The organism is Streptomyces sp. NPDC001678 (assembly GCF_042892945.1).
Taxonomy (GTDB): Bacteria; Actinomycetota; Actinomycetes; order Streptomycetales; family Streptomycetaceae; genus Streptomyces.
In genome coordinates, this window is the sequence record NZ_JBIAUP010000001.1 from 567,171 (window position 1) to 582,852 (window position 15,682).

16 protein-coding genes and 1 tRNA gene are annotated in these 15,682 nt (G+C 71.8%); 6 read left to right on the forward strand and 11 right to left on the reverse strand.

The genetic code is table 11. The annotated features are described in order from the left end of the window. Positions 1 to 9: 9 nt before the first annotated feature. Positions 10 to 993: a LysR family transcriptional regulator gene (locus ACFYZR_RS02580; RefSeq protein WP_391903862.1), complete on the forward strand. Its 984-nt coding sequence runs from the start codon at positions 10 to 12 to the stop codon at positions 991 to 993. 129 nt (positions 994 to 1,122) lie between these two features. After that, positions 1,123 to 1,668 carry a GNAT family N-acetyltransferase gene (locus ACFYZR_RS02585; protein WP_391903865.1) on the forward strand — a complete coding sequence of 182 codons (546 nt, stop codon included), beginning with the start codon at positions 1,123 to 1,125 and terminating at the stop codon, positions 1,666 to 1,668. A 75-nt stretch (positions 1,669 to 1,743) separates the two neighbouring features. Here the strand turns inward: ACFYZR_RS02585 and ACFYZR_RS02590 are convergent. Next, positions 1,744 to 1,815: transfer RNA gene (locus ACFYZR_RS02590), tRNA-Val, on the reverse strand. Between the two features lie 171 nt (positions 1,816 to 1,986). Between ACFYZR_RS02590 and ACFYZR_RS02595 the strand changes: the two genes are divergently transcribed. The 3 genes from ACFYZR_RS02595 to ACFYZR_RS02605 all read left to right on the forward strand — a co-directional run bounded on the left by ACFYZR_RS02595 (position 1,987) and on the right by ACFYZR_RS02605 (position 4,447). Then, a complete protein-coding gene (locus tag ACFYZR_RS02595; RefSeq protein ID WP_391903868.1) occupies positions 1,987 to 2,760 on the forward strand; it encodes a DUF4097 domain-containing protein in 774 nt (257 codons plus the stop codon). Between the two features lie 74 nt (positions 2,761 to 2,834). Then, entirely contained in the window at positions 2,835 to 4,211 is a 1,377-nt protein-coding gene (locus ACFYZR_RS02600) for a hypothetical protein (protein ID WP_391903871.1), read from the forward strand. 14 nt (positions 4,212 to 4,225) lie between these two features. Further along, on the forward strand, positions 4,226 to 4,447 hold the full coding sequence (locus ACFYZR_RS02605; RefSeq protein ID WP_391903873.1) for a zinc ribbon domain-containing protein: 222 nt from the start codon (positions 4,226 to 4,228) through the stop codon (positions 4,445 to 4,447). A 20-nt stretch (positions 4,448 to 4,467) separates the two neighbouring features. On the opposite strand, the gene ACFYZR_RS02610 is transcribed toward ACFYZR_RS02605, so the two are convergent. From ACFYZR_RS02610 to ACFYZR_RS02625, 4 genes are read right to left on the reverse strand one after another with little or no spacing between them, the layout of a single operon-like run. Further along, the gene (locus ACFYZR_RS02610; protein WP_391903875.1) at positions 4,468 to 5,133 is read right to left on the reverse strand and encodes an O-methyltransferase; all 666 of its coding nucleotides are present in this window, start codon (positions 5,131 to 5,133) and stop codon (positions 4,468 to 4,470) included. A 52-nt stretch (positions 5,134 to 5,185) separates the two neighbouring features. Then, positions 5,186 to 5,998: an HAD family hydrolase gene (locus ACFYZR_RS02615; protein WP_391903878.1), complete on the reverse strand. Its 813-nt coding sequence runs from the start codon at positions 5,996 to 5,998 to the stop codon at positions 5,186 to 5,188. After that, positions 5,995 to 8,547 (reverse strand): phosphoribosyltransferase, encoded by a 2,553-nt coding sequence (locus ACFYZR_RS02620; protein ID WP_391903880.1) that lies wholly within the window; start codon positions 8,545 to 8,547, stop codon positions 5,995 to 5,997. The genes ACFYZR_RS02615 and ACFYZR_RS02620 overlap by 4 nt, the downstream gene beginning before the upstream one ends. Continuing rightward, positions 8,544 to 9,731 (reverse strand): HpcH/HpaI aldolase/citrate lyase family protein, encoded by a 1,188-nt coding sequence (locus tag ACFYZR_RS02625; protein WP_391903883.1) that lies wholly within the window; start codon positions 9,729 to 9,731, stop codon positions 8,544 to 8,546. The genes ACFYZR_RS02620 and ACFYZR_RS02625 overlap by 4 nt, the downstream gene beginning before the upstream one ends. A 232-nt stretch (positions 9,732 to 9,963) precedes the next feature. Between ACFYZR_RS02625 and ACFYZR_RS02630 the strand changes: the two genes are divergently transcribed. Then, entirely contained in the window at positions 9,964 to 10,857 is an 894-nt protein-coding gene (locus ACFYZR_RS02630; RefSeq protein ID WP_391903885.1) for a TerD family protein, read from the forward strand. A 51-nt stretch (positions 10,858 to 10,908) separates the two neighbouring features. On the opposite strand, the gene ACFYZR_RS02635 is transcribed toward ACFYZR_RS02630, so the two are convergent. The 6 genes from ACFYZR_RS02635 to ACFYZR_RS02660 form a co-directional block, all read right to left on the reverse strand. Further along, on the reverse strand, positions 10,909 to 11,652 hold the full coding sequence (locus ACFYZR_RS02635; RefSeq protein ID WP_391903888.1) for a Tellurium resistance: 744 nt from the start codon (positions 11,650 to 11,652) through the stop codon (positions 10,909 to 10,911). A gap of 97 nt (positions 11,653 to 11,749) precedes the next feature. Continuing rightward, on the reverse strand, positions 11,750 to 12,901 hold the full coding sequence (locus ACFYZR_RS02640) for a DUF475 domain-containing protein (RefSeq protein ID WP_391903891.1): 1,152 nt from the start codon (positions 12,899 to 12,901) through the stop codon (positions 11,750 to 11,752). A gap of 46 nt (positions 12,902 to 12,947) precedes the next feature. Beyond that, positions 12,948 to 13,523: a TerD family protein gene (locus ACFYZR_RS02645; protein ID WP_189452058.1), complete on the reverse strand. Its 576-nt coding sequence runs from the start codon at positions 13,521 to 13,523 to the stop codon at positions 12,948 to 12,950. 143 nt (positions 13,524 to 13,666) lie between these two features. After that, positions 13,667 to 14,242: a TerD family protein gene (locus ACFYZR_RS02650; protein WP_391903894.1), complete on the reverse strand. Its 576-nt coding sequence runs from the start codon at positions 14,240 to 14,242 to the stop codon at positions 13,667 to 13,669. Positions 14,243 to 14,423: 181 nt separating this feature from the next. Beyond that, positions 14,424 to 14,882, reverse strand: a complete 459-nt coding sequence (locus tag ACFYZR_RS02655; RefSeq protein WP_391903897.1) for a peroxiredoxin — start codon at positions 14,880 to 14,882, stop codon at positions 14,424 to 14,426. Positions 14,883 to 15,133: 251 nt separating this feature from the next. Next, positions 15,134 to 15,574, reverse strand: a complete 441-nt coding sequence (locus tag ACFYZR_RS02660) for a DUF3052 domain-containing protein (protein ID WP_391903900.1) — start codon at positions 15,572 to 15,574, stop codon at positions 15,134 to 15,136. Positions 15,575 to 15,682 lie beyond the last annotated feature (108 nt).

A 15,682-nucleotide genomic window follows, 5' to 3' on the forward strand; every position in this document is an offset into this window, starting at 1 on the left:
GGCGCGGATATGCTCCCCCTCGTGGAGCTTGAGGTCAGGCACCTCCGTGCACTTTGCGCCATCGCGGACACCGGGAGCGTACGGAAGGCCGCGTTGCAGCTGGGCATGACCCAGCCCTCGCTCACCACCCAGCTCCGGCGCATCGAAGGCACCATCGGCGGGCTGTTGTTCACCCGTGGACAGACCGGAAGTCGCCCCACGCCGCTCGGCCATTCCGTCCTGTCCCGCGCCCGGCCGATCATCGCGGAGATGTCGGCGCTCGTCACCGCGGCGCGGGAGGCCGCCGTCGGCGTCGGGGGGCTGCGGCTGCGCATCGGCAGCATCGGCAGCCGCGCGGTGACGGGCTGGCTGCGCCGGATCCACCGGCGGCTGCCGGACACCGATACGACCATTCATATAGAGGTGTCCTCGAACACCCTGCTCCAGCTCCTCGCGACCAATCAGCTGGACGTCGCGTTCGTCCACGAGGCCGCGGGCTTCCCCCTGCACATACCGCCGGGGGTGGAGCGGCGCGTCCTGATCGCCGGCGAGCCGCGCTTCGTCTCCCTGTCGGCCGCGCACCCGGCGGCGGCCCGGCCGCTGGTCCGCCTCGCCGAGCTCGCCCACGACGCCTGGATCGTCGACCCGACGGCGGACGAGGAGGCCGCTGCCCTGCGCCGGGTCTTCACGGCCACCGGCCTGGACCCCCGCCTCGTCCACGTCCGCGACAACACCACGGCCGCCGACCTCGTCGCCTCCGGCGAGGCCGTACGCCCCTGCCAGCCCACCGCCGACCCGGCCCCCGGCACGGTGATCCGCCCCCTGACCGGCGACCCCCTCACCGCCCAGCTCGCCCTGGCCTCCCGCCCCGGCTCCTTACCCCTACAGGAACTGGACGCGCTCTACGGCGACTTGATGGACGCCTACGTCGCCGTCGCCGAGGCCAACCCCACCTACCGCGCCTGGCTCGACCGCAACGGCAGCCCCTTGCTGCCGTCGGTGGGGAGTCACTGAGGGCTTTCCGGCCTCCCGACGGCACCTCCGGGCCGCATGGCAGCGCCGGCCCTCACGCTCTCCGCCGCCCCGGCGGGACTTCCGCTGGCAAGGCGGGCCCGGCGAGGCGGCTCTGGCATCCTGCGCCCCATGCCGCACGAAGCCACCCCCCGCCTCACCCAGATAACCGGCCCCCACGACGTCGCCCCCGCGCTCCGGCAGGAGCTCGTCGACTGCTGGATCGCCGTCACCAACGCCGGTGGCGCCGCCGGGTTCCCCTTCCCGCCCGTCGGGCAGGACGACGTCGCTCCCGTCATGGACGGGCTCCTCGGCCGGCTCGACCCGGGGCGGAGCCGGCTCCTCGTCGCCCGGGTCGGCGGTGTGCTCGCCGGATGGGTCGTCCTCAAACGCGATCCCCACCGGCTCGTAGGGCACTGGGGCACCATCCATCACCTCCAGACCCATCCCGCCTTCCGCGGTCGCGGCATCGGTTCCGCCCTCGTCCACGAGCTCCGGAGGATCGCCCGCGACGAGCTCGGGCTGGAGCAGCTGCGGCTGGCGGCCCGGGGCGGCGAGGGGCTGGAGGAGTTCTACGGCCGGCTCGGCTGGCGCGAGACCGGCCGCTGGCCGGGTGCCCTCCGGTTCGCGCCCCACGACACCCGCGACGAGGTCCTCATGATCCTCGACCCGCTCTGAGCCCCGATCCGACGACAGGGCGTCCGTGAACGGCGAAAGCCCCCGGCCGTGATCGACTGGGGGCCTTCGTACACGTGGGCACAGACGGATTTGAACCGCCGACATCCGCTTTGTAAGAGCGGCGCTCTACCGCTGAGCTATGCGCCCTGGCACGAAATGACAGCCTACCTTGCCCCACCCCGGTCCTCGCAAACCCATGGCGTACGGGGGTTAACCCCACCCCCGGTCCGGTAGGGAGCGGGATCCCGGAGCCATCGGACCCGTACATACGATCAAGGGAGCAGTGAGCAGTGCCCCCCACCTCCTTGGAGACAGCCCATGAATGCCCGCGTCCGACGCGCCGTCCGTGTTTCAGCCCTCGCCGGCGGTGCCCTCGTCGCCGCGACGGTGCTCACCGGGTGCGGTACGGCCAACGCGGACGACGCCACGCCCGAGGACCGGACGTTCTCGATCAGTGGGAAGCAGCTCACGGTCGACTCCGACAACTCCGTGATCGAGCTCGTTCCGGTCGCCAAGGACGGCAAGGACATCAAGGTCACCCGGTGGTTCGACGGGTGGACGCTGGGCGGGTCGGCCGGGGTGTCGTGGGAGATGCGGGGGGACACGCTGAAGCTGCGGCTGAAGTGCAGCGGCATCAGCGTGGGCTGCGAGTCCAAGCACCGGATCGAGGTGCCGCGCGGCGTCTCCGTCAAGGTCGACGACTCCAACGGCGAGATCAAGGCCCGCGACTTCAAGACCCCGCTGACGCTCAGCAGCGACAACGGCCGCATCGACGTCCGCGACTCCAACGGCGCCCTGGAGCTGAAGACTTCCAACGGCGAGATCAACGCCGACGGCGTCGGCGCGCCGAGGGTCACGGCCACGTCGTCCAACGGGCGGATAGCGATCAGCGCGACGAAGGCCCCCGAGAGCATCGACGTCGAGACCGGCAACGGCGAAATCCGCGTCACCCTCCCCCGCACCGGCTACAAGGTCGACGCCCGCAGCGACTCCGGCAACGCCAAGGTCGGCGTCCCCCGCGACGACGCCTCCGGGCACTCGGTCCGCGCGCACAGCTCCAACGGCATCGTGGACATCCGCCCCGCCGGCTGACCGGCTCGTGTGCTCGCTCCGGCCGGGTGGGAGAATGGCACCCGGGCCTGGGGCGATCCATCGGGAGAGGGCAAGTGACGGCGACGTTCTCGCGTACGGTGACGGCTGCGGCCCGAGAGGCCCTCGCGCTCGCACTGCTGCCCCTCCCCCTGATCGCCGCTGCCGTGGCCCTCGCGCCCGCCGCGTTCACCGGCGGCGGCAGTGGTGGCACCCGCCGCTGGGGCTGGGGGCGCGGCGACGGCCGCCGCGAGGAGGCGCAGGCCGCGAAGGACGCGGCGGCCGCCGCCTTCTACGAGCTGGACACCGCCCAGCGCGAGCTGCGCATCACCCTCGAGACGATCACGGCCGTCGACTCCTCCCCCGCCGCCCGCAAGGCCACCGCCGACTTCGAGGAGTTCGGCCGGCGCATCGACGAGGTCTCGGCCGCCTACATCGCCACCGTCGACTCCCACGACCTCGACCGCGACGACCTGGAAAGCGCGGCCGCCTCCCGCGCCCGGGGCGAGCTGACCCGCGCCAAGGACGAGCTCGTCCGGGTCAAGGGGGAGCTCGAACGGTTCGGGGAGAGCCTCGCCCCCCTCCTGACCAGGGCCGAGAGCCAGCTCGCACAGGTCGCCCCCGCCGTGGAACGGGCCCGGCAGGGGCTGCGCGCGGCGAGCGGGGCGCTGGACGGCGCCCGGGCGACGGGCCTGCGCGCCGACGACCTGGCCGCCCGGCTGGCCGCGCTCGCCCCCGAGCTCACCAAGCTCAACGAGGGCGCCGGACGCCACGGCGTACAAGGCACCGTCCAGCGCGCCGAGGACGTACAGCGGGAGGCCGAAGCCATCCGCGACGAGGCCGAACGGCTGCCGCAGCGGGCCGCCGACCTCGACAAGCGCCTCGTCTCCCTGCGCACCCGCGCCCAGGCGCTGACCACCCGGGCCGAGGCCGTCGGCCCGGTCCTCAGCGAGCTGCGCCGCCGCTACAGCGCGGCCTGCTGGCAGGACCTCCAGCGGGTGCCCGACGAGGCACGGCAGGCCGTCGCCGCCGCCGAGGCGAAGCTCGCGGACGCCCGTACCGCCCGGGACGAACAGCGCTGGGCGGACGCCACCGCGCTCCTGGCCACCACCCGCGCGCTGCTCAACACCACCGACGAGGGGATCACCGCCGCCGGCGACCGGCTGCGGCGGCTGGACGAGGTGGCCTTCGACCACGGCAAGGAGGTCGAGCGCACCCGCTTCGCCCTCCGGGACGCCCAGCGCCTGGCGATGGACGGCCGCAGCACCCCCGACCCCCGGCACGCCCGCCCCCTCGACGACGCGGTGGCCCGGCTGGAGCGTGCGGTCGACGGGCTGGAGGGCCGGCATCCGGACTGGTGGCACTTCCTGACCGAGACGGAGGCCGTGCGGGACACCGCCGCCCGGGTCGTCCAGGAGATCCGCGAGGAGCGGGGCCGGGGCGAGAACCGCTGACCTATGCTGCCCGCATGCCTCGTTACGAATACCGCTGCAAGTCCTGCGGCGACACCTTCGAGCTGACCCGCCCCATGGCCGAGTCCTCCGCCCCGGCCACCTGCCCCGGCGGGCACACGGACACCGTCAAGCTGCTGTCGACCGTCGCCATGACCGGTTCCGCCGCCCCCTCGGCCGCCCCGCGCCCGAGCGGTGGCGGAGGCGGCGGGTGCTGCGGGGGCGGCTGCTGCGGCTGACCGCCGCTCAGGGCAAGCGGTCAGCCGGCCCGGCGCGCCAGCGTCAGGCCGTCCGCGACCGTGAGCATCACCGACTCCATCCGCTCGTCCGCGCGCGCGTGCGCGTTGAACTCCCGTACGGCCGCCCCGGGCCCGCTGGTGACGGCCGGGTCGACGACCGAGCCGAAGAACAGGACGTTGTCCACGACCAGCAGCCCGCCCGGGCGCAGCCGGGGCACGAGCTCCTCCCAGTAGGCGATGTAGCCGTCCTTGTTCGCGTCGAGGAAGGCGAGGTCGATGTGCGGCTCGGCGGGCAGGGCGCGCAGTGAGTCCAGCGCGGGGGCGATCCGCAGGTCGATCCGGTCGGCGACCCCCGCCTCGGCCCACGCCGTACGGGCGTGGGCCGTCCACTCCTCCGAGATGTCCAGGGCGATCAGCCTGCCGTCGGCGGGCATCGCCTGGGCCATCGCGAGGGCCGACAACCCGGTGAAGGTGCCGACCTCCACGATGTGCCGGGCGCCCGTGAGCCGGACGAGGAAGGCCAGCAGCGACGCCTGCTCCTCGGTCACCTGCTTGATCGCGTGATCGGGGAACAGCGCGTGGGTGGTCTCGACCAGGGTCCGCTGCACGGGCACGAGCGGTGGGTTGTGGGCCAGGACGTACGCGTAGAGCTCGGCGGTGAGCGGAGGGCTCTTGGTCTCGGACACGCGATCTCCTCGTCATCTACTCGTCTACCGGTCGACGACTGCGGAATTGAGACTAGCGCTTCCGCTCCCGCCCGCTCAGGAACGCCCGGACGATCTCCTCTCCCGCCGCGACCCCCCGGGTCTCCAGCGCGGTGACGTGCGGCGCGGTCCAGCCCACGTCGGACAGTTCGCCGTGGCCCGGCCGCCAGGCGCGGTCGGCGGCCAGCAGCAGATCGGCGTCCAGGAGGGAGTCACCGGCGGCCAGCACCCGGGCCGCGCCCGTGCGCCGGGCCACCTCCGCCACCGCCGCGCTCTTGGTGAGCGGCTTCGGCACGGCGTAGACCTTGCGGCCCTGGAGCGAGACCGTCCAGCCCCGCTCACCGGCCCAGTCCGTCAGCTCCTCCAGCCAGCCGGCGGGCAGCAGCGGCCGGTCGACGACGAGGTAGGAGAAGAGGTCCGCCGCCGTACGCGCCTTGAGCAGCCACGCCGGGTCGGCGACGCGCAGCAGGTGGGCGTGGACCTCGGCGAGCGTGGCGCACTCGGCGGCCAGCGCGCGGCCCACCCGGGCCCGCCAGCCGGCGTCGGGCTCGCCCGCCACCAGCAGCTCGCCGCCGTTGGCGCAGATCGCGAACTCCGGCGCGGGGCCGGGCAGCCGGATCCGCTCGTACTGCTCGCGGGTGCGGGTGGTGGTGGGGACGAACGTGACCGTACGGGCCAGCTCGGCGAGGAGCCCGGCGGCCGTCTCCGTCATATAGGACAGCGGTCTGCTCTCGTACGTCTCCACGCACAGCAGGCGCGGGGCCTCGGCGTCCGGCATGGACAGGCTCAGCGCGGAGGTGGAGTAGATCAGGGTGCGGTCGAGGTCGCTGGCGACGAGGGTGCTCACAGCCCGGCCACCGACTTGCCGTCGGCGCCGGTGGCGCAGCGGGTGTAGCGGGGGTGGATCAGGCCGACGCAGCTGTACGGCAGGCCGTCCACCTCCTCCACGGGCACGCCGCGCTGTTCGGCCAGGAGCCGTACGTGGTCCAGGTCGGCGCCCGCGCCGCGTGCGGCGAGGACCTTCCAGGGCACGCGGCGCAGCAGGACGCGGGTGGTCTCGCCGACGCCGGGCTTGACGAGGTTGACGTCGTGGATGCCGTACTCCTCGCTGATCCGCTCGACGGCTGACCAGCCGGCCCAGGTGGCGGTGCGGTCGGCCGCCGCGAGCTCCTTGGCGGCGCGGGTCACGTCGTCCCGGAGGCCGGGGTCGGCGAAGCGGGCGGCGACGGTGTCGACGAAGGCCCGGGAGACGTCGGCGCCGGCGAGCTCGCGGTAGAACTTCGCGCCGTGGTAGTCGCCGGGCCCGACGAGGTCGTCGCGGAGCACGGTGCGGGATATCAGGCCGGAGACGGTGGAGTTGAGGCAGGCGGAGGGGATGAGGAAGTCGTCCCGGGTGCCGTAGGTGGTCACGCAGTGGCCGGGGTCGGCGAGCACGGCGAGGCGCGGGTCGAAGCGCGGGCCCCCTCGGTCCTTTTCGTGGGCCGCGAGCGCGGCGGCGAGTTCACGGGTGATGGCGCCCTTGCCGGTCCAGCCGTCGACGAAGACGACGTCGGCCGGGTCGTGGTGCTCGGCCAGCCAGCGCAGGGCGTTGGGGTCGATGCCCTTGCCGCGCACGATGGAGACGGCGTAGTGCGGCAGGTCCAGGCCGTGGGCGTGCCGGGCCCAGCGGCGCATCAGCACGCCCACGGGCGTACCGGCGCGGGCCAGCGACACCAGGACCGGGCGCGGCGAGCGTTCGGCGAGGACGGTCTCGGTGACCGTGCCGACGGCGAGCGCGATCCGGTGCGCGGAGGCGTCGAGGGCACAGTGGTAGAGGGCCTGGTAGCGCTCGTCGGGCTGGTACTCCACGGGCAGCGACTCGGCGTAGTGCGCGCCGCCGCTCTGGATGGCCTCCTCGCGCTCCTCGGTGGGCGCCTCCAGCCGTACGGAGGAGAGGTCCTGGAGCAGCCAACCGACGTCCTCGGGGTCGTACGAGGAGAACGCGGGGCCGCGCAGGGGGTCGGGCATGGCGGACATGGCGCGCATGGGGGGAGCCTGTCGTTCGGGTACGTACGAGGGGACGGCGGCCAGTGCCACGTGCGGGGTGTGGCCGGCGAGCCGGTCCAGCAGCCCGCCGGGGGCGTGGAGGGCGGGGGTGTCGGCGGTGGAGTCGACGACGGCTACGACGGCGTCGAAGCCGCCGCCCGCCACGTTGTAGGCGTAGCGGTCGCCGGGGCCGTCGTCGGGGGCGTCGGTGGGGTCGTCGTGGGCGGGGAAGGTGATGCGGGAGCGGATGGCGTAGCCGGGGTCGTCGACGGGGAGCACCGGTGACCGGGTGGTGGTCGAGAAACGGACCTCGCCGAAGGCGCCCTCGTTCTCCAGTGCCTGCGCGAGGCGCAGGGGGGCGTACATCAGCTCCTCGGTGCCGAGGACGAGTACGCGCCGCGCTCCCTGCGGGAGGGCGTCGCGGACGCGCGCCGCCATGCCGGGCAGTGCCGCCTCCAGGCGGGCCCGGTGGGCGGGGGTGAAGCCGTGCCGACCGCCGTCGGGCAGGCCGGCGGGCCAGCGGAGGTCGACGCGCGGGGTCCGGGGCGTGGCCCCGGTTTCGGGAAGGGGCGGGACCGGGGCCTCCTCCCCGCCGCCACGGCGAGCAACTCCCGCCGAGGTGACCGGCGGTGTCGAACCGGCCTCCGCCTCGTACCTCTCCACCAGCGCCCGCCCCAGTTCCAGCACCCCTTCCGGGAGGGAAACCGTGCCCTGAGCGAGAGCGACGAGCTCCACGTGGGCGCCCAGCTCGCGCGCGAACTCGTCCAGCCGCGCCCGGTCGGCGTCCGATCGCATGTCGACCAGCGCCACCACCACGTACCGCTCGCGCGGGAACCGCGCGTGGAGGGCGGCGACGGTGTTGAGGACCGTGCGGCCCGTGGAGAACTCGTCGTCGACGAGGACGAGCGGGCCGTCGCCCGCGAAGAACGCCGGGTCCTCCGGCAGCAGCAGGTGCGACGTGGCGTGGCTGTGCTCCTCCTCGAAGCCGCCCACGGGGGCGACCCCGGGCACGGCGCGCCGTGTCGAGTGGAGGTACGGGGCGAGGCCGAGGCCGTCCGCGACCGCGTGGCCCAGGCCCGTGGCCGTCTCGGCGTAGCCGAGGACGACGGCCCGGGCGGCGTCCGCGTCGCCCAGCAGGGCCCGGACCCGGCGGCCGAGGCCGGCCCCCGCCTCGTACACCTCGGCCGGCGACGCCGGGACGTGCTTGCCCAGCACGTTGGAGACCAGCAGATGCGCCCGCCTGGGGTTGCGCCGCAGGGCCAGCCCCAGCAACTCCGGCAGCCGGGCGTCGCCTTCCAGCGCCACACCCAGCCGGTCCGCGACCCACTGTCCCGACCAGATCACTTCTTCCGCGCCTTTCACGTGATTCATCCGCTCCGCAACCCCGCCGCCAGCAGCTCCACGAAGCTGACGTCCTCCCGTGCCACGCCGAACACCTCGGCGCGCAGCATGGTCCGCTCGGCCCAGGCGCGGTGCGGCTTCACTTCGTTCATCTTGTTCGTGTAGGCCGAGCGCAGGACTCCGCCGCCGTCGCGGTCGGGCCGCAGGATGTCGCGCGCGTCGCTGTACTCCTCGTGGCTGACGACGGAGAGGGCGTGGACGGGGGCGACGTGGGAGGGGTGGATGCAGGTCTTGCCCTGGAGGCCGTTGGCGCGGTCGAGGTGGATCTCGCGCAGGAGGCCGTCCATGTCGTGCTCGATGAGGGCCGTGCGCAGCGCCTCGGCGGGGCCGGCGAAGGGGCTGCGGCGCAGCTGGGGCTTGAACATCCGCTCGGGCTGCGGGAAGTACTCCCAGACCGGGCCGGTGACGGTGAAGCCGCTGCCGTCGGCCCGGCCCAGGACGTTGACGACGTCGCCTATGACGGAGGCGACGAGCTGGACGTCGTAGGCGGTCATGTCGGGGGCGCGGCGCAGCCCGTAGGCGGAGCAGAAGTCGGTGACGCCGAGCCGCAGGGCGAGGACGTGGTCGCGGTACTTCTCGACGGTTCTGGCGATGCCCGCCAGCGTCTCGGTGCGGCTCTCCAGATGGAGCAGTTCGGGTGATTCCAGGACGGGCATGGCGAAGAGCCGCCGTCCGGAGGCGGCTTCGGCGGCGGTCAGCTCCTCCAGGAACGGAAGTCCGCGCTCCTCGGTGAACTTCGGCAGTACGAATCCGGACAGCAGCCGGGCCGCCGGGCCGAGGCGGCGGACGAGATCCCCGATCTGGGCGGGCTCGCGGACGCGGACGAACAGCAGGGGGAGGTCCTCCTCGGCACCTTCCTCGGCCCCTTCCGCAGCCCCCGCGAGATCGGTGAGCTGCCGGACGAGGTTCTCCTCGGCGCTGGTGACGTCCGCGTCGTCGATGGAGTCCTCCAGGCAGAGCACCATGGACACCACTCCGCGCCGTGCCTGCTTGCGCACGTCGAGGGCGAGGGAGGGCCGGGTGGCGGGGCAGTAGAGGGTGGCCCCGAGGGCGACGGAGAGCGTACGGGCGGGAGAACCGGCGGTGAACTCGCCCGGCTCCCTATGGAACAGTCCCCTCCGCACCGTGGGCGGCAGGTATCCGAAATGCCTCATTGTTCTCCCCGAATGCCACGGTGTGGGCGCCTTCCCGCCGTTCGAACGGCACGGAAGTGTGGCCGATTATGTTACGTCCGGGGACGGGTCAAGAGTTCCCCAAGTCTGGGGCAAGCCCATGACCTGCACAGTTCCTTGAGGTAAACGCTTCGGTGCGCGGGGACGGGCGCGACTCCCCGCTCCCGGACCCCTGCGTTGTCCCGGAGCGGCACGGGAAGGCAGGATTGCGGACATGACGCACGCCATGCTGAAGGGGTCGAACATCCCGCTGGACGCCCCGACCGTGCGGGCCGTGCTGCGCTGGACACCCGGCCCGGGCATCCCGGACGTGGACGCCTCCGCCCTGCTGCTGGGGGACGAGGGCCGGGTGCGCTCGGACGAGGACTTCGTCTTCTACAACCAGCCGCGCCACCCCTCCGGCCTGGTCCGCCATCTGCCCAAGAAACGGCTGGTGGAGGGGGCGACGGACTCGGTCGAGGCGGATCTGTCGGCCCTCGATCCGTCCGTGGCGCGCGTCGTGCTGGCCGCGTCCGCCGACGGCGGGCCCTTCGGGCTCGTCCGGGACCTGTGCGTGCTGCTCTACGACACCGCGCGCGGCGGTACGGGCTCCACCGACGCGGAGCCCGTCGCCCGCTTCGACGTCACGGCCGAGACGGGCGACGAGACGGCCATGCTCTGCGGCGAGCTCTACCGGCGCGGGGACGGCTGGAAGTTCCGGGCGCTCGGGCAGGGCTATGCCTCGGGGCTGGTGGGGCTGGCGACGGAGTTCGGCATCTCGGTGGACGAGCCGGGGGAGGACGGCGCCGCCGCGCCCGCGCCCGTACCCGGTGTCGCACCCGCGCCCGTACCCGCACCCGATGCCGCGCCCGCCCCGGCCGGCGAGGGGGTCCGGCCCGATTCCGCGGCCGCGCCCGTCATGCCCCCGGCGCCCTCCGGCGGCTACGCCTATCCCCCGCCGCCGGCCGCCCCGCCCTCGATCCCGGCACCCGCCTACGGCTACCCGCAACAGCAGCACCAGTCGCAGCAGTCGCCCCAGCCGTCCTATGGCTACCCGCCGCACCAGCCCGTATCCGACCCGGCCTTCCGGCTGCCCCCGCAGGGCCCGCAGTTCCTGCCCGGCCGCTGACGGGCCCGTCAACGGCGCACCCGTCAGCGGCCGGGCACAGAGCCCTCGGGCTCAGACCTTGCTCTTGTACCCCCGGCCCCACTGGAGGCCCCACCCGTACAGCCGGTCGAGCTCGGACTGGAAGCCGTAGACGTACTTCATCTCACGCCGTACGAGGATCTCGCCCTTGATGTTCTCGATCAGCACCACGGCGCAGGACCGGGCCTCCGGGGCCCGCTCGTGCAGCGAGACCTCCAGCCGGGGGCCGTTGCCCGGGTAGAGGGTCACCATCGCGTGGGTACGGTCGAACGCGGGTGTGCCGTCATAGATGTAGACGAAGATCAGCAGGCGTTTGAACTGATCGCGGTGGTCCATGTTGATGTAGATCGTCTCGCCCGACCCGGACCCGAACCGGTCGTCGCCGCTGAGCTGAATATACGGCGGGGCGTTGATGCTGCCCAGTATGTTGCCGAGCGGCTGGACTACGCCTTTCGCCCCGTCCTGGAGCTCGTACATACAGGCGAGGTCGAGGTCGACGTTGACCATCGCCTGGCCCTGGGCCTGGACCACGTCGGGGGTGAACTTCCGCAGCGGGTGACGCAGCGAGGAGGCGAGGGAGGAGCCGCGGTCGTCGAAGTCCGAGGTCCGCATCCGCCAGGACAGATTGACCCGCAGATTGCCGGTGACGGCACCCTGCTTGGTCAGCGAAAACGTGGGATGGCGCTTGGTCAGCTCGACCGCGCCGTTGGTGCCGCTCGCGTCGAACTGACGCGTGGCGGCGTATCCCCAGTTGCCGAAGAACTTCTCCCTGATCATTGCCGAGCACCCCCACTTTGAGCACACATGCCACGGGGCGGCCCGAGGATGATCCTCGTGACCGCCCCGGTGAGAGCGTTCCTCAAATGTGCCGCTGTCACACCCCGGAGGAGACCTCGGCCTTCGATCCGGAGCCGTCGCCCGTGCCCGCCTCCCGGCGGTTGCGGATGACGGAGGACAGGAACGACAGGCCGATCAGGACCACGCCGATCCCGCCGGTGATGACCTCGTTGATCTCGTACTTGATGGTGGCCAGCAGGATCACGGCCAGGGCGCCGATGGCGTAGTGGGCGCCGTGCTCCAGGTACACGTAGTCGTCCAGGGTGCCCTTGCGGACGAGGAAGACCGTGAGGGAACGGATGTACATCGCGCCGATGCCCAGACCGAGGGCCATCTCGAAGATGTCGTTGGTGATGGCGAAGGCGCCGATGACACCGTCGAAGGAGAAGGAGGCGTCGATGACCTCGAGGTAGAGGAACATGAAGAAGGCGGCCTTGCCGGCCAGCCCGACGACCGACGGGCCCTTGTCCTTCTTCGCGGGCACGGCGTCCTGGACGCCGTCCTCGTCCTCGTCCTCCTCGTCATCCTCCAGGCGGTCCTCGAAGAAGCCCGAGATGCCGCCGACGATCAGATACGTCACCAGGCCGCCGATGCCGGCCAGCAGCACGGTGGCCGCCTTGTCGACCGTGCCCTCGCCGCCGTGCACGGGGACGGTGGTGGCGACGGTGGTCGCGGCGATCAGCAGCACGACCAGGGCGACGACGGTGGAGAGGGTCTCCAGCTTGCCGAGCCGGGCCAGCGGCTTCTCCAGCCACGCCAGCCACTTGATGTCCCGGTCCTCGAAGATGAAGTCCAGGAAGATCATCAGCAGGAAGATCCCGCCGAAGGCGGCGATGGCCGGGTGGGCGCTGGTGACCAGTTGCTCATAGCGGTCGTGGTCCTGGATGGCGACCTTGACCGCTTCGATCGGCCCCAGTTTGGCGGTGATCGCGACGATCACGACCGGGAAGACGAGCCGCATGCCGAAGACGGCGATGAGGATGCCCACGGTCAGGAAGATCCGCTGCCAGAACGGGTTCATCTTCCGGAGGATCCCGGCGTTGATCACCGCGTTGTCGAACGAGAGCGAGATCTCCAGGACGGAGAGGATCGCGACGATCGCCAGCCCCTGCCATCCCCAGAGAACGCCTGCCAAGGCCAGTCCGGCCGCCGTGATGGCGAACGACCAACCAAAGGTTTTCAGGAGCACTGGCCACCCAATCCTTCGTTGTCCGGGTCTCCGCGCGGACGCGGCTTTACGAAACGTTGACCCCGAAGTCTAGGGCGATACCCCGAAGGCCCGACGCGTACCCCTGGCCCACGGCCCGGAACTTCCACTCGCCGCCATAGCGGTAGACCTCGCCGAAGATCATCGCGGTCTCGCCGGCGGCGTCCTCGCTGAGGTCGTAGCGGGCCAGCTCGGAGCCGTCGGCCTGGTTGACGACCCGGATGTAGGCGTTGCTGACCTGGCCGAAGCTCTGACCGCGCACATCGGCCTCGTGGATGGAGACCGGGAAGACGATCTTGTCGCAGGTGACCGGCACCTTGGTGAGGTCGACGAGGATGGACTCGTCGTCGCCCTCGCCCTCACCGGTGAGGTTGTCACCCGTGTGTTCGACGGAGCCGTCGGGGCTCTTGAGGTTGTTGTAGAAGACGAAGTACTCGTCGCCCAGCACCCGGCCCGCGGAGCACAGCAGCGCGCTGGCGTCCAGGTCGAAGGGGGCTCCGGTGGTGGAGCGCGCGTCCCAGCCGAGGCCGATGGTGACGTTGGTGAGATTCGGCGCGGCCTTGGAGAGGGAGACATTGCCTCCCTTGGCGAGCGTGACACCCATGGTCTTTTCCTCCCCGAGTTGTGGTGCGGCCCGGCGGCGGCCCGTTGCTCGCCGGCCGGAGCGGTGTCGCCGGTGCGCGTCCGGCGCCGCACCCCCGCGAAGACGGGGCTGCGGCGCCGGACGGGCGGCTCGGACGCGAAACGTCAGACGTTGACGCCGAAGTCCTGGGCGATGCCGCGCAGACCCGAGGCGTAGCCCTGGCCGATGGCCCGGAACTTCCACTCGGCGCCGTTGCGGTAGAGCTCGCCGAAGACCATGGCGGTCTCGGTCGAGGCGTCCTCGCTGAGGTCGTAACGGGCCAGCTCGGTGTTGTCGGCCTGGTTCACCACGCGGATGTAGGCGTTGCGCACCTGGCCGAAGCTCTGCTGGCGGGTCTCGGCGTCATAGATGGAGACCGGGAAGACGATCTTGTGAACGTCCGCCGGGACACCGGCCAGGTTGACCTTGATGACCTCGTCGTCGCCCTCGCCCTCACCGGTGAGGTTGTCACCCTGGTGCTCGACGGAGCCGTCGGGGCTCTTGAGGTTGTTGAAGAAGACGAAGTTCTGGTCGTTGGCGACCTTGCCCTGGTCATTGGTGAGCAGGGCGCTGGCGTCCAGGTCGAAGTCCGTGCCGGTGGTGGTCCGGGCGTCCCAGCCGAGACCGACGACCACGGCCGTCAGGTTCGGGGCCGCCTTGGTCAGGGAGACGTTGCCGCCCTTGCTGAGACTGACTCCCACGAGTCCTCCATTGGTTCGGGGGGCCAGGCGTTTCCCGCGCCCCCGGTTGTTCGATGGCACCCGATCAACGGTTTGATCCTAGTGACCGGTTCCCACCGTAAACAGGCTCTTGCGCTTCAGACGCCCGGGACACCTGTAGGGGTTGCCCCGGGCGGCTCGGAAACATGCTCGAACGGCGGCCTCAGAGCGCGGCGAGAGCCTTGGTGTACTCGTTCAGGTCACGCGCGTCGGGCAGGCCGTTGACGATCGTCCAGCGGACGACGCCCTCCTTGTCGATGATGAAGGTGCCGCGCAGCGCGCAGCCCTTCTCCTCGTCGAAGACGCCGTAGGCGCGGCTGGTCTCGCCGTGCGGCCAGAAGTCGGACAGCAGCGGGTACTCCAGGCCCTCCTGCTCGGCGAAGACGCGCAGGCTGAAGGGGGCGTCGTTGGAGACGGCCAGCAGCTGCACGTCGTCGTTGGCGAAGGCGGGCAGGTTGTCGCGCAGGGCGCACAGCTCGCCGGTGCACACGCCGGTGAAGGCGAAGGGGTAGAAGAGCAGCACGACGTTCTTCTCACCGCGGAAGTCGGAGAGCCGGACGGTCTCACCGTGCTGGTTCTTCAGCGCGAAGTCGGGCGCCTTGTCGCCTGCGGCGATAGCCATGGGGGTAACACCTCTCTGGTGACGGGGAGCCGGTCGGCGGGGCCTGTCGGCGGGCCCAGTCTGTCACTGCCCGCACGGCCGTCACGCGCGGGGGATCGTCCTCGAGTGATCCCCCCGGTCCCGGCCCAGCCCCCGCTCGCTCCCCGCCCGGCGCGGGTTCCGCCCCGCGCGAACAGCCGCGAACGCGCGAGCCCCCGGCGACAGGTGTCGCCGGGGGCTCGCGGGCGTCCCGATGCCGGTGTCCTGACGGACTAGCGGCGGCCGCCGGTCTTGGCGCCCTTCGGGGTGGCCAGACGGCTGCCGTTCCAGTCCTTGCCCACGCTGATGGACTTGGTCTGGGACAGACCGGCGGTCTGCACCGCCTCGCTGATGTCGCTCGCCTCGATGTAGCCGTCACGGCCCGTCTTGGGGGTCAGGAGGCAGATCATGCCGTCCTCCTCCAGGTAGCCGATGGCATCCACCAGCGCGTCTGTGAGGTCGCCGTCCTCATCGCGGAACCACAGCAGGACGGCATCGGCGACGTCGTCGTAATCCTCGTCGACGAGCTCCGTGCCGGTGTGCTCCTCGATGGCCTCACGGAGATCCTGATCGGTGTCCTCGTCGTAACCGATCTCCTGGACCACCTGCCCGGGCTGGAAACCCAGCCTCACGGCCAGGGTCCGCTCCTCCGCGTGGTCCGCGGTCGCGCTCACGGATTGCCTCCTGTCATGTTTCGAGAAATTGTCTTGTGTTCCTCGCGTACGCGAGGCATTGGGCGTAGTCCACACGTGCCGGACCGATCGCGCAAGTACCCGGCCGTC

Excerpts from the sequence above, each read along its gene's own strand:
- ACFYZR_RS02580 (WP_391903862.1), top strand. The coding sequence starts at position 10 with ATGCTCCCCCTCGTGGAGCTTGAGGTCAGGCACCTCCGTGCACTTTGC.
- ACFYZR_RS02585 (WP_391903865.1), top strand. The coding sequence starts at position 1,123 with ATGCCGCACGAAGCCACCCCCCGCCTCACCCAGATAACCGGCCCCCAC.
- ACFYZR_RS02595 (WP_391903868.1), top strand. The coding sequence starts at position 1,987 with ATGAATGCCCGCGTCCGACGCGCCGTCCGTGTTTCAGCCCTCGCCGGC.
- ACFYZR_RS02605 (WP_391903873.1), top strand. The coding sequence starts at position 4,226 with ATGCCTCGTTACGAATACCGCTGCAAGTCCTGCGGCGACACCTTCGAG.
- ACFYZR_RS02620 (WP_391903880.1), bottom strand. The coding sequence starts at position 8,547 with ATGAATCACGTGAAAGGCGCGGAAGAAGTGATCTGGTCGGGACAGTGG.
- ACFYZR_RS02625 (WP_391903883.1), bottom strand. The coding sequence starts at position 9,731 with ATGAGGCATTTCGGATACCTGCCGCCCACGGTGCGGAGGGGACTGTTC.
- ACFYZR_RS02630 (WP_391903885.1), top strand. The coding sequence starts at position 9,964 with ATGACGCACGCCATGCTGAAGGGGTCGAACATCCCGCTGGACGCCCCG.
- ACFYZR_RS02635 (WP_391903888.1), bottom strand. The coding sequence starts at position 11,652 with ATGATCAGGGAGAAGTTCTTCGGCAACTGGGGATACGCCGCCACGCGT.
- ACFYZR_RS02645 (WP_189452058.1), bottom strand. The coding sequence starts at position 13,523 with ATGGGTGTCACGCTCGCCAAGGGAGGCAATGTCTCCCTCTCCAAGGCC.
- ACFYZR_RS02655 (WP_391903897.1), bottom strand. The coding sequence starts at position 14,882 with ATGGCTATCGCCGCAGGCGACAAGGCGCCCGACTTCGCGCTGAAGAAC.